Source organism: Hymenobacter nivis, from assembly GCF_006439025.1.
GTDB classification, from domain to species: Bacteria; Bacteroidota; Bacteroidia; order Cytophagales; family Hymenobacteraceae; genus Hymenobacter; species Hymenobacter nivis_A.
On record NZ_RCYZ01000002.1, the window covers coordinates 800471 to 812578 of the forward strand.

A 12108-nucleotide genomic window follows, 5' to 3' on the forward strand; every position below is an offset into this window, starting at 1 on the left:
GGGGGCGGGCAGCGTATATTTGCGCCTAAAATACGGGAAGCGGCGGGCCGGCGCGTTTCCCCCGCCCATCCCATGATTTACGTTAGCCGTCACGAGCATTTTAACGCCGCCCACAAGCTGCACAACCCCAAGTGGAGCGACGAGCGCAACCGCGAGGTTTTTGGGCCCTGCGCCAACGTCAATTGGCACGGCCACAACTATGACCTGGTGGTGACGGTGAAGGGCATGCCCGACCCGGATACCGGTTTTGTGGTGGACCTTAAGGCCTTGTCCGACCTCATCAAAGAACACGTGACCGACCAGGTGGACCACAAAAATCTCAACCTTGATGTGCCCTTCCTGGCCGGCCAAATGGCCAGCACCGAAAACCTGGCCGTGGCCTTCTGGCAAATCTTGGCCCGCGAGCTGCCCGCCATCACGCCCGCCCAGCTCCACTGCGTCAAGCTCTACGAAACGCCCCGCAACTTCGTGGAATACTACGGGTAAGCTGGTTAAAAATTAAAAATTATGAATTAAAAATGCCCTGTTTATTCTGAGCAGGGCAGGAGCAATTTTTAATTTTTAATTCATAATTTTTAATTCAAAAATGAAATACTACCTCATTGCCGGCGAACGGTCGGGCGATTTCCACGCCGCCGACCTTATGCGGGCCCTGCGCACGGAAGACGCTGCTGCCGAGTTCCGCTTCTGGGGCGGTGACCTAATGCAGGCCGTTGGCGGCGAGCTGGTGCACCATTACCAGGACCTGTCCATCATGGGTTTTCTGGAGGCGGCCACCAGCGTGCTCAAGTTCCGCGGCTACCTCAAGGAGTGTGAAAAGGACCTGTTGGCTTATAAGCCCGACGTGCTCATTCTGGTCGATTACGCGGGCTTCAACCTGCGGGTGGCCAAGTTTGCCAAGGCCCAGGGCCTCAAAGTATTCTACTATATCTCGCCCAAGCTCTGGGCCTGGAACGAAGGCCGCGTGGAGCAGGTGAAGGCCCGCGTCGATAAGATGTTCGTTATCCTGCCCTTCGAGGAAGAATTTTATAAGCGTTTCAGCTACCCCGTTGACTACGCCGGCAACCCCACCGCCGACGCGGTGGCCGAGTTCGTGCCCACCGCCGACTTTTTCACCCGCAACCAGCTCGACGAGGCCCGGCCCATCATCGCCGTGCTGCCGGGCTCGCGCAAGCAGGAAATCGAGGAAATGCTGCACGTAATGCTCGCCATCCTGCCGCCGTTCATGGACTACCAGTTCGTGGTGGCTGGCGTCGATAACCTCGACCGCACCTACTACCAGCACTTCGAGCGCAACGGCATCCGCCTGCTCTTCGACCAGACCTTCGACCTGCTGAGCCACGCCACGGCGGCGCTCGTCACCAGCGGCACCGCCACGCTCGAAACTGCCCTTTTCGGCGTGCCCCAAATCGTGTGCTACCGCACCAGCATTTTAAGCTATACCATTGGCAAAATGCTCATCAAGGTGCCATATATCTCGCTGGTGAACTTGATTGCTGGCCGTGCCGTGGTGAAGGAGATGATCCAGAACGACTTTACCGCCCGCAACCTGCTCGACGAGCTAAAAAAGCTCCTCACCGACGAGAACTACCGCGCCCAAATCCAAACCGGCTACGCCGAAATACGCGCCAAGCTCGGCCAGCAGCAAGCCGCTAAAAAGACCGCCGCGCTAATGGTAAAATACCTGAAAGCATAAATCCTGCACTAGGTTAAACAGCAGGAGGGGAGTGGCACAGAGCGTATTAGCTGCTGTACCACTCCCCTCCCTCGTTTGGCTCGGTGCGAAACCTCGCTGGGGGCCCTAGGCGGCCCGCATGTGCCGCAGCGGCGACTTCTCAAACTTACTGCGGGCGTAGCCTAGGTTGATAACCAACTCGTTGGCGCCTACTTCGTCGGGCATTTCAAACATGGCGTCGGTCATGATGCTCTCACAGATGGAGCGTAGGCCCCGGGCACCCAGGCGGTACTCGTCGGCTTTGTCCACGATGTATTCCAAGGCCTCTTCGGTGAAGTCGAGGTCAATTTTTTCCATGCCGAACAGGCGCTTGTACTGCTTCACGAGCGAATTCTTGGGCTCGGTCAGGATTTGGCGCAGTGTGGTCTTGTCCAGCGGGTTGAGGAAGGTGAGCACCGGCAGGCGGCCAATCAGCTCGGGGATGAGGCCGAACGATTTCATGTCCTGGGCCGATACATAGCGCAGGAAGTTCTGGGTGTCAATCCGCTCCTCCAGGTTCGTTTTGGCGAATCCCATCGGCTTGGTGTTCAAGCGGCTCTTGATGATGCGGTCGATGCCCGAGAAGGCCCCGCCGCAAATGAAGAGGATGTTCTCGGTGTTCACCGAAATCATTTTTTGCTCGGGGTGCTTGCGCCCGCCCTGCGGCGGCACATTGATGGCCGTGCCCTCCAGCAGCTTCAGCAAAGCCTGCTGCACGCCCTCGCCGCTCACGTCGCGCGTGATGCTGGGGTTGTCGCTCTTGCGGGCAATCTTGTCGATTTCGTCGATGTACACGATGCCGCGTTCGGCGGCTTCCAGGTCGTAGTCGGCCGCTTGCAGCAGGCGGGTGAGGATGCTTTCCACGTCCTCGCCCACGTAGCCGGCCTCCGTCAGCACCGTGGCGTCGGCAATGCAGAAGGGCACTTGCAGAATCTTGGCCAACATGCGCGCCAGGAAGGTTTTGCCGGTGCCGGTTTCGCCCACCATAATGATGTTGGACTTCTCAATCTGCACCTCGTCCTCCTGTGGCTTTTGCATCAGGCGCTTGTAGTGGTTGTACACCGCCACCGACATGACACGCTTGGCCTCATCCTGGCCAATCACGTACTGATCAAGGTGTTCCTTGATGGCGCGGGGCTTGATAAGGTTGAATTTGGGCTGCTTACCGGCCTCCTGGGCCTTGGCTTCCTCGTCGAGGATGTTTTGGGCCTGGCCCACGCATTTTTCGCAGATGTGGGCGTTGATGCCCGAAATCATAACAGCGACTTCGCGCTTGCTGCGGTTGCAAAAAGAACAGGATATTTCAGCCACGGAGAAAGATAGTGCAGTAGGGAGTAATAGGGAGCCCGTTTTTCCAGCAAAACGGATACAAAGGTACATGGCTCGCGGCCGTCAACGCCAGGCAGGGCGCGTTTGGTGCCCCGGTGGACCAATATACAGGGCCCCGGACTGGCCGCCGTCCGCCGCTATCCGGCCGGCATCCCCCCCGGCACCGGGCACGAAAACGGGTAGTTTTACCTGTATATTAAGCACTTCACGGCTTATACATTTGTACAACTTCTCTCGGATGCGGGCCCCCGGGGCCCCGCTACCCCAGGAGCCCCCGGGGTAGTGGCCACCTTCTTATTTTATTCCTACCCCATGCTACCGTCGGCTAACCATTTGCAATTGGTTTTCATGGCTTCCACCGTCACGTCCGTTTCGGGAGTGGGCTGGATTTTTACCACTACGCCGGTGCCCCAGCCCCTGCCGCCCGGCCCGGCCCCGGCCCCGCTGGCCTTGCGGCTGGCCGTCGTCGGCGGCCATTGAGCGCCCCCCGCCCCTGGGGGCCCTAAAGGGCCAGCGCATTACCAAGCAGCTAGTGTTTTTGACACAATTGCTTGCTATGCTACAAGAACAAAAGTTGCCCACCAATAGCTGTCAGCTACTGGCTTGGTACCTAAAAGCCGGCCCGGCCAGCATTCCTAGCGCGCCACCCATTCTCCCAACAGACTTACCCGCTAACCGCCCCGGCTGCTTCAGCACCAGCCACCATTCTACCTTGGCCTCTGGGCCCCAATAAAAAACCCCGGCTGAGTTGGCCGGGGTTTTTTTGTTGCCCAAAATGGGGGCAGGGATTTAGCTGGCTTTCTTCTCCAGCACTTCGTCGATGAGGCCGTACTCTTTGGCTTCGTCGGCGCGCATCCAGTAGTCACGGTCCGAGTTGTCGTGAATTTCCTGGTACGTTTTGCCGGTGTGCTGGGCCAAAATGTCATACAGCTCTTTCTTGAGCTTCAGGATTTCGCGGGCCGTGATTTCAATGTCCGACGACTGGCCCTGGGCCCCGCCCGACGGCTGGTGAATCATGACGCGGGCGTGCGGCAGGGCCGAGCGTTTGTTGGCGGCGCCGCCGGCGAGCAGCACGGCGCCCATCGAAGCGGCCAGGCCGGTGCAAATCGTGGCCACGTCGGGGTTCACGTACTGCATCGTGTCGTAGATGCCCAAGCCGGCGTACACCGACCCGCCCGGCGAATTGATGTAGAGCAGGATGTCTTTCTTGGCGTCGGCCGACTCCAAAAACAGCATCTGCGCCGTTAGGATGTTGGCCACGTAGTCGTCTACGGCCGTGCCCAGGAACACAATGCGGTCCATGATGAGGCGCGAAAACACGTCGATTTCGGCGAAGCGCGTGGGGCGCTCCTCAATTACCGAGCGGGTCATGTTGCTCGGCATGATCAGGCCGCCACGGGTCTGGCCTTCCACGTGTTGGATGTACTGGTCCACGCCCAGGCCGCTCAGGCCCTGGTGCTTCACGGCAAACTTGCGGAATTCTTGTTTATTCAGCATTAGAAGGAAAAATAAGGGGGTAAGCAGTCGCTGGCCCGGTGGCAAAACAAAAGACGGTACCGGGGCCCTAATGTTGTAAATGGATGGACAACAAAAAAGCCCTTACCGTTAAAGTAAGGGCTTTTCCGAATCAAAACCTGCGCAGCTTAGCTGTTCAGGTTCCGGAATTCTTCGGCCGTTACGGGCTTGTCCGTAACAACAACTTTGCCGCGCAGGTTTTCGAGCACTTTCTCTGCCAGAATGGCCTCGTACTCGGCCACGTACTGCTTGCCATTATCCTGCTTGAGGTAGCTGTCGGCGTAGCCGCGCATCGACTCGCGCATGTCGTCGGGCATGTTGGGCATGCTGAACTGGCCCATTATCTTATCGAGCGTGCGGTTGATGATCTCGTCGTTGCTTACTTTCAGGTCAGCAGTTTCCACCACCTTGTTGCGGATCAGGCTCCACTTCAGCTCCTTCTCGTAGTCGCTGTAGTGCTCCTCCACCTGCTCGGCGGTGAGCTTGCCGGCGTTGGCGCGCACCAGCCACTTCTTGAAGAATTCGGCGGGCAGCTTGATGTCGAGCCCGGTCACCAGCTTCTCCACGATAGCATTGTTCAGGGCCCCGTCGGCCTCGCGGTCGTAGTTCTGCTGCATCGTTTCGCGCACCTTGGCGTCGAATTCCTCTTGGCTCGACACAGCCTCAGGGCCGAATACTTTATCGAACAGCTCCTGGTTCATCTCCGGGGCAGCCGTGCGGTTGATTTTCTCCACGCTCAGCACGTAGTCGCCGCTGGCAGCCTCCACATCGGCCTTGTTTAGGCCCGAAAAGCCGGCAATGGCCGCCACGTCGTTGTCAAACGCGTTTTTCATGTCAAACGTCAGCACGTCGCCGGCTTTTACGCCGATGAACTGCTCCGCGCCGTTCTTCACCTTGTTGATGGGTAGCAGCACCGCGCGGCCTTCGCCTTCCTCGTCGGCTTTCTTCAGCTTGCCAAACAGGTAGTCATTGGCTTCCGAAGCGTCGGGGTTGGTGGTTTCGCCGTACTGGCGGGCAATCTGCTCGTTGGTCTGCTCAATGGTGTCGTCGTCGAGGCTCACTTGGTGGCGCTCCACTTCCACGGTGCCGTCGGCGGGCAACTCCACTTCCGGCAGCAGGCCCAGCTCAAACTGGAAGGCAAACTCCTTGGCTGTGTCGAAGTCCACGTCGCTGGCCACCGGCAGGGCCTCGCCCAGCAGGCGCAGATTTTGCTCCTTCACGTAGCCGTCCACGGCTTTGCCCAGGGTTTTGTTGATTTCGTCGGCCAGAATGCCTTTGCCATACATCTTTTTCACCATGCCCACGGGCACTTTGCCGGGGCGGAAGCCCTTCACCTGGGCCCGCTTGGTGTAATCCTTGATTTGCGCGTCCACGGTGGCGGCGTAGTCGGCTTCGGTCAGATGCACGGTCAGCAGCCCGGTCAGCTGCTCGTCGTTGCGGTCCAGCGTAATGTTCATTAGCGGCAAAAGAGGGCCCCCGCCGCGCGGGCACCCATCGGGTTAGTGGTAAAAAGAAACCCCCAACCGCAAAGCTGAGGGCCAGAAAAACGTTGTAAAAAAAGTGCGGATAGAGGGACTCGAACCCACACGCCTTGCGGCACCAGATCCTAAGTCTGGCACGTCTACCAATTTCGCCATATCCGCGGCAATGCCCCCAGCCAATTGCTTCGGGCCCGCAAAGGTACGGATTGTTCGCTAGGTTCGCAAAATCCAGCCGCTTATCTGTTGGGGCCCCCGGCGGTAGGGGCCCCAACACTTTTTCCGCCCCGCGCTTGTTATTTTACTACTATGTCCCCCGTCATCGATATCGAAGCCGAGCGCCAGGAAATCCTGCGCCAGTACCGCCGCCTGCTGCGCACCGCCAAGCCCTACCTGCACGGCGACGATGCCAAGCTCATCAAAAAGGCCTTTAATACTAGCCTGGAGGCCCATAAAGACATGCGCCGCAAGTCGGGCGAGCCCTACATCCTGCACCCGCTGGCCGTGGCCCAGATTGCAGTGGAGGAAATCGGACTCGGCACCACCAGCATCGTATCGGCCCTGCTGCACGATGTGGTGGAGGACACGGCCTGGGAAATTTCCGATGTTGAACGCGAATTCGGTCCCAAAGTGGCCCGCATTATCGACGGGTTGACCAAAATTTCGGGCGTGTTCGACTACGGCACCAGCGAGCAGGCCGAAAACTTCCGCAAAATGCTGCTCACGCTGAGCGAAGACGTGCGCGTCATCCTCATCAAGCTCGCCGACCGCCTGCACAACATGCGCACGCTCGACTCGATGCCGCGTCATAAGCAGCTCAAAATTGCCTCGGAAACGCTGTATCTCTACGCCCCGCTGGCCCACCGCTTGGGCCTTTACGTCATTAAAAGCGAGCTGGAGGACCTGTACCTGAAGTACACCGATACGGAGGTGTACACCGATATTAAGGACCGCATCAAGCAGAGCCAGAGCGCCCGCAACCGCTTCATTAAGGAGTTTGTGCACCCGATTGACGAAGAACTGAAAGCCCAGGGTTTCCAGTTCGAAATCAAGGGCCGGCCGAAAAGCGTCTACTCTATTCTGAAAAAGATCAAGAAGCAGAATATTCCCTTTGAGGAGGTGTACGACCTGTTTGCCATCCGGGTGATTCTGGACGTACCCCCGGAGCAGGAAAAGGCGGCTTGCTGGCAGGTGTACAGCATCGTGACGGACTTCTACCAGCCCAACCCCGACCGCCTGCGCGACTGGGTGAGCACGCCCAAGGCTAACGGCTACGAGAGCTTGCACACCACCGTTATGTCGCGCTCCGGCCAGTGGGTGGAGGTGCAGGTCCGTTCGCGCCGCATGGACGACATTGCCGAAAAAGGCTATGCCGCCCATTGGAAGTACAAAACCGCTGATCCCACTCACGCCGAATCGAGCTTGGAAACGTGGGTGAACAAGGTGCGTGAGTCGTTGGAAACCAACAACTCCAGTGCCCTCGAATTCATGGACGAGTTCCGCCAGAACTTGTTTATGAAGGAGGTGTACGTGTTTACGCCTAAGGGCAAGCTCGTCATCCTGCCCGACAAAGCCACTGCCTTGGACTTCGCCTTCGACATCCATACCCAAATTGGGATGCGCTGCCTGGGGGCCAAGGTGAACCAGAAGCTGGAGCCCCTAAGCTACCAGCTGCACAACGGCGACCAGGTGGAAATCCTGACCTCGCACAAGCAACGCCCCACCGGGGAGTGGCTCACGTACGTCACCACGTCCAAGGCCCGCTCCAAAATCAAGGAATTTCTGCGCGACGACAAGCGTGCCAAGGCCGAGGACGGCAAGTTCATCCTCGAAAAGCGGTTGGAGTTGATCGGCGTGGCCTTCACGCAGGAAAACTTCAACCGGGTGCTCAATTATTTCAACGCGCCCACGGCCCAGGACTTCTACTACCGTTTGGCAGTGGGCCAGCTTGACGGCCGCGAAATCCGCGAGTCGCTCTTCACCGAAGTCATTCCCACGCCGCGCCCGCCCGCGCTCCAGCCCAAATCGTTCGACACGGAGGTGCAGAAAATCCGGGGTGTGCGGCCCGACATGCTGGTGGTGGGCGAGCGCACCGCCAAGTTCAACCACAGCTTGGCCCGCTGCTGCAACCCCATCCCTGGTGATGATGTGTTCGGCTTCGAAACCGACCAGGGCCTTATCATCCACCGCACCAGCTGCCCCCGCGCCGTCGATTTGATGTCGAACTACGGCAACCGCATCGTGCGCGCCAAGTGGACGGAGCAATCGGAACTGGCCTTTCTGGCCGGCATTCGTCTCAAGGGCTCCGACCGGGTAGGCATCGTGAACGACATCACCCGCATCATTTCCACCAGCCTGAAAGTGAACATGCGCTCTATTACCGTCGATTCGAATGACGGATTTTTTGAAGGCCAGATCATGGTCTTCGTCAACGACACCGACCACCTCACTAAGCTCATTCAGCGCTTGAACAAGGTGAACGGCGTGCTGCAAGTAGAACGCTTTGACTCCTGAGGGCCCCCATTTAGGGCCCCCAGCGGCCACTACCTGCCACGGCGTGGGTGTAAACGAGCGTACCCAGTGTGCCCACTACCACTCCGAGCGCGACATCATCGCCATCAAGTTTAAGTGCTGCGACGCTTTTTACGCCTGCATCCAGTGCCACAACGAAACGGCTGGCCACGCGCCGGTTGTGTGGGGCCGGGCCGAGCGCAGCACCGAAGCTATCCTCTGCGGCAACTGCTACCACACGCTGAGCATCGCGGCGTACCTTGCCTGCCACAATACCTGCCCCCAGTGCCAAGCGGCCTTCAACCCCGGCTGCGCCAATCATTACGACCTTTACTTTGAAATGTAAAACGCCAATGCCTTGTTAGGTGTTTGCTTTTACCCGTTACGCCCCGTCCTGTGAATTCCCCCAAAATGTCCTCTTCCCCTAACACCGCTATTGCCAAGGGCCCCGCCAAAGCGGCAGGGCAGGAGGTAGGCGGCTCCTCCGAAACCGGCTATGCCGCCAAGCACACCCCCAGCGTGGCCTCGCAGGCCCCGCTGAACGTGGACAAACTGGAGGAAGTCAAAAAAATCTTTACGGCGCACCTCGAAAACAAAGGCCTGCGCAAAACGGCCGAGCGCTACGCCATTCTAGAAGAGATTTACGCCCGCTCAGGCCACTTCGACGTGGAGGAACTGTACGCCGGCATGAAGGCTCGCAACTTGCAAGTGAGCCGCGCTACGGTGTACAACACCCTGGACTTGTTGGTGGAACAGGGCCTCGTCAGCAAGCACCAGTTCGGCCGCAATCTGGCCCAGTACGAGAAGAGCTACGGCTACCGTCAGCACGACCACGTCATTTGCACCGAATGCCATAAAGTGGTGGAATTCTGCGACCCGCGCATCCACGGCATTCAAACGATGGTGGGCGACCTGCTGAACTTCCATATCTTGCACCACTCTTTGAACCTCTACGGCATTTGCGGCGACTGCCGCGCCAAGGCCGCCCGCTCCCAAGAGCCCGCATGACCACTACCAGCACCCTGCGCGACGGTATCCTTTTCGTAACCCTTGCCGGCGACCTGGTGGGGCCCCCTGATACGGCAGCACTCGTGCAAATTGCCAACGAGCATTTGGGGGCCGACGTCATGCAGTGCGCCATTGATTTGTCGGAAATTCGCTACATCAACAGCACCGGCATCGGGGTGCTGGTGTCGCTGCTCACTAAGTTCCGTACCCGCGGCGGCGAAATGGTCCTCATCAACCCCGCCGATCACCCGCGCAAGCTGCTGGCCCTCACCAAACTCAACAACATCTTTGCGGTGGCCCCCACCGAAGCCGCCGCCCGCCAACAACTTCTCACAGCCGCCTCCTCCTAGGCGGCTGTTTTTTTGACTTTATTTTTTTCAATGCCAGCAGGTACCGCACCCTTTTGGTGCGGCGCTAGCCGGCCAAGCTTCCCAAATTTCAAGTAAGATGCCCGTAGACGTATTAGTAGGCCTCCAGTGGGGCGACGAAGGCAAAGGCAAAATCGTGGATGTGCTCGCGCCCAGCTACGACGCCGTTGCCCGCTTCCAAGGGGGCCCCAACGCTGGCCACACCCTCACCTTTGACGGCACAAAGCACGTGCTGCGCCAAGTGCCGAGCGGAATTTTCCACCCCCACATCCTCAACGTGGTGGGCAATGGCGTCGTGCTCGACCCCGTCGTGTTCCGCGAAGAACTGCAGAAGCTCACCGACCGCGGCGTCGATTGGAGCAAAAACCTCTACATATCCAAAAAGGCGCAGCTCATCCTGCCCTCCCACCGGGCCCTTGACCGCATCAATGAAGAAGCCCGCGGCAATACCAAAATCGGCAGCACCCTCAAGGGCATTGGCCCCACGTACTCCGATAAAATCGGCCGCGTCGGCCTGCGCGTCGGCCACATCCTGCTGCCCGATTTCCAGGAGCGTTATAAGGAAGCTGTAGCGCACCACGCCAGCATTGCCGCTCCTTATAATAAGGAGCTGGAAATCGAAGAGCTGGAAGATGAGTTCTTCTCCGCCATTGAGTTTCTGCGCACCCTCCAGCTCACCGACACCGAATACCTCCTCAATGATCTGCTTGCCCAAGGCAAGCGCATCCTCGCAGAGGGGGCCCAAGGCTCGCTGCTAGACATCGACTTTGGTACTTATCCCTACGTTACTTCGTCTAGCACCATTTCGGCCGGCGCCTGTACCGGCCTCGGCATTGCCCCACGCCACATCGATAAGGTGTACGGCATCACCAAAGCCTATTGCACCCGCGTCGGCAGTGGTCCTTTCCCCACCGAGTTGGAAGATGCCGTAGGGGAGGAGATCCGTAAAGCCGGCCGCGAGTTTGGAGCCGTCACTGGCCGCCCCCGGCGTTGCGGCTGGATCGACCTGCCCGCTTTGCGCTACGCCATTATGCTTAACGGCGTCACCGAGCTCCACCTAATGAAGGCGGATGTGCTCGATGGCTTCACTGAAATTCAGGCTTGCACCCACTACCGCACCGCAACGGGCGAAACAACTCCCAAACTGCCCGATCCCGGCGAGTTGAACTCCATTACCCCCGAATACCTCACCCTACCCGGTTGGAACACTGACCTGACCAACATCACGGACGCCACTCAACTGCCCGAGAATTTGAAAGCCTATCTGGCATTTCTTGAGCGCGAACTACGAGTGCCTATTCGCATCGTCAGCGTCGGACCGGATAGAGTAAGTACCCTTTTCCGCTAACTGAAGCCTCAAAGGGGTAATTAGGGCCCCACCAAACCCATGCCTCAGGCATAGGTTTGGTGGGGCCCTTCCGTTAGGCATCGAGCGATTTTCTCCACAATGAGGCATAGTAAACCAACCATACGACCTTGCCCAGTGCGTTAGGAACAGAGCAAGGCTATATTTTTCTGTCATTGCATCAATCAGTTAGATTGTCGCTAAAGAGAAATAGTGGATCTTCTGCGGCGGCTGCGATAAGATTCTGCTATCTTTGCAGTCCCAAAAAGCTAATCGGGCTATCGGGGGTGCATAAAAGAAGGGTCTGAAATTTATTTTTCAAAAGCCTTGTAAACCTAAAAAAGGTCTCTGTATCTTTGCACCCCGCTTTAAGAGGAAGCAACTGTAGCAAAGCAAAAAAAATATTTTTTTTGCTCGAAAATAGGAAAGCTAAAAAAATAACTTACCTTTGCACTCCCAAAAGAAAAGCAACAACGTTCAAATAACCTCTAACTATTTGATCAGCACAAAATTACCCGACTTTAATTGAAAGCGGCGAGAGTTGAAGGTTAGCAGTGAAGAAAATTATTTCTTCTTTCTTGCGACACTTTCAAAAATATTTCTTACCTTTGCACTCCCAATCGAAAAGAGCGGGGATTAGGATAATGAAAACGGGCTGGTTTGCCGGCCCCACGGTTGCTTCAACAGGAAGCGGCGTACGTTCTTTGAATGACGGAAACAGACAAATAGTAAGGGAGCCGGTTGGTTTACCAGCCGGCTCAACCACGAAACGCGTTGAGTGGCCTTGTCCCCGAGTGGGGCGAGGCGTGCACAAGACAGCAGCCTATTTTCGAGTAGGTG

Annotated in this window: 11 protein-coding genes and 1 tRNA gene; 8 read left to right on the plus strand and 4 right to left on the minus strand. The window is 57.7% G+C overall.

Features of this window, described 5'->3' with window-relative positions:
• Nucleotides 1–72 precede the first annotated feature (72 nt).
• Nucleotides 73–486, plus strand: a complete 414-nt coding sequence (locus tag EAH73_RS07875; RefSeq protein WP_140465918.1) for a 6-pyruvoyl trahydropterin synthase family protein — start codon at nucleotides 73–75, stop codon at nucleotides 484–486.
• Nucleotides 487–586: 100 nt separating this feature from the next.
• Nucleotides 587–1696 carry a lipid-A-disaccharide synthase gene (lpxB, locus tag EAH73_RS07880; protein ID WP_140465919.1) on the plus strand — a complete coding sequence of 370 codons (1110 nt, stop codon included), beginning with the start codon at nucleotides 587–589 and terminating at the stop codon, nucleotides 1694–1696.
• A gap of 105 nt (nucleotides 1697–1801) precedes the next feature.
• Here the strand turns inward: lpxB and clpX are convergent, their stop codons facing one another.
• A complete protein-coding gene (clpX, locus tag EAH73_RS07885) occupies nucleotides 1802–3025 on the minus strand; it encodes an ATP-dependent Clp protease ATP-binding subunit ClpX (protein WP_140465920.1) in 1224 nt (407 codons plus the stop codon).
• Nucleotides 3026–3355: 330 nt separating this feature from the next.
• On the opposite strand from clpX, the gene EAH73_RS23010 reads away from it, so the two are divergent.
• Nucleotides 3356–3523: a hypothetical protein gene (locus EAH73_RS23010; RefSeq protein WP_161599474.1), complete on the plus strand. Its 168-nt coding sequence runs from the start codon at nucleotides 3356–3358 to the stop codon at nucleotides 3521–3523.
• Nucleotides 3524–3832: 309 nt separating this feature from the next.
• Here EAH73_RS23010 and EAH73_RS07890 read toward each other — a convergent pair whose 3' ends face one another.
• The 3 genes from EAH73_RS07890 to EAH73_RS07900 form a co-directional block, all read right to left on the minus strand.
• On the minus strand, nucleotides 3833–4540 hold the full coding sequence (locus tag EAH73_RS07890; protein ID WP_140465921.1) for a ClpP family protease: 708 nt from the start codon (nucleotides 4538–4540) through the stop codon (nucleotides 3833–3835).
• Nucleotides 4541–4686: 146 nt separating this feature from the next.
• Nucleotides 4687–6015: a trigger factor gene (gene tig / locus EAH73_RS07895; protein ID WP_140465922.1), complete on the minus strand. Its 1329-nt coding sequence runs from the start codon at nucleotides 6013–6015 to the stop codon at nucleotides 4687–4689.
• A gap of 104 nt (nucleotides 6016–6119) precedes the next feature.
• Nucleotides 6120–6201, minus strand: a tRNA-Leu gene (locus tag EAH73_RS07900).
• Between the two features lie 144 nt (nucleotides 6202–6345).
• Between EAH73_RS07900 and EAH73_RS07905 the strand changes: the two genes are divergently transcribed.
• The 5 genes from EAH73_RS07905 (at nucleotide 6346) to EAH73_RS07925 (ending at nucleotide 11271) form a co-directional block, all read left to right on the plus strand.
• Nucleotides 6346–8550: a RelA/SpoT family protein gene (locus EAH73_RS07905; RefSeq protein WP_140465923.1), complete on the plus strand. Its 2205-nt coding sequence runs from the start codon at nucleotides 6346–6348 to the stop codon at nucleotides 8548–8550.
• Between the two features lie 43 nt (nucleotides 8551–8593).
• Entirely contained in the window at nucleotides 8594–8893 is a 300-nt protein-coding gene (locus EAH73_RS07910; protein WP_205012973.1) for a CHY zinc finger protein, read from the plus strand.
• A 191-nt stretch (nucleotides 8894–9084) separates the two neighbouring features.
• Nucleotides 9085–9555 carry a Fur family transcriptional regulator gene (locus EAH73_RS07915; protein WP_068239497.1) on the plus strand — a complete coding sequence of 157 codons (471 nt, stop codon included), beginning with the start codon at nucleotides 9085–9087 and terminating at the stop codon, nucleotides 9553–9555.
• Complete coding sequence (locus EAH73_RS07920) at nucleotides 9552–9905, plus strand: STAS domain-containing protein (RefSeq protein WP_140465926.1); 354 nt, start codon at nucleotides 9552–9554, stop codon at nucleotides 9903–9905. Before EAH73_RS07915 ends, EAH73_RS07920 begins: the two co-directional genes overlap by 4 nt.
• A gap of 97 nt (nucleotides 9906–10002) precedes the next feature.
• Nucleotides 10003–11271 carry an adenylosuccinate synthase gene (locus EAH73_RS07925; RefSeq protein ID WP_140465927.1) on the plus strand — a complete coding sequence of 423 codons (1269 nt, stop codon included), beginning with the start codon at nucleotides 10003–10005 and terminating at the stop codon, nucleotides 11269–11271.
• The last annotated feature ends 837 nt before the right edge of the window (nucleotides 11272–12108 follow it).

Bases quoted from the DNA above. Each gene is read 5' to 3' on its own strand.
- lpxB (WP_140465919.1), top strand. From the start codon at position 587: ATGAAATACTACCTCATTGCCGGCGAACGGTCGGGCGATTTCCACGCC.
- EAH73_RS07875 (WP_140465918.1), top strand. From the start codon at position 73: ATGATTTACGTTAGCCGTCACGAGCATTTTAACGCCGCCCACAAGCTG.
- EAH73_RS23010 (WP_161599474.1), top strand. From the start codon at position 3,356: ATGCTACCGTCGGCTAACCATTTGCAATTGGTTTTCATGGCTTCCACC.
- EAH73_RS07925 (WP_140465927.1), top strand. From the start codon at position 10,003: ATGCCCGTAGACGTATTAGTAGGCCTCCAGTGGGGCGACGAAGGCAAA.
- EAH73_RS07920 (WP_140465926.1), top strand. From the start codon at position 9,552: ATGACCACTACCAGCACCCTGCGCGACGGTATCCTTTTCGTAACCCTT.
- EAH73_RS07890 (WP_140465921.1), bottom strand. From the start codon at position 4,540: ATGCTGAATAAACAAGAATTCCGCAAGTTTGCCGTGAAGCACCAGGGC.
- tig (WP_140465922.1), bottom strand. From the start codon at position 6,015: ATGAACATTACGCTGGACCGCAACGACGAGCAGCTGACCGGGCTGCTG.
- EAH73_RS07905 (WP_140465923.1), top strand. From the start codon at position 6,346: ATGTCCCCCGTCATCGATATCGAAGCCGAGCGCCAGGAAATCCTGCGC.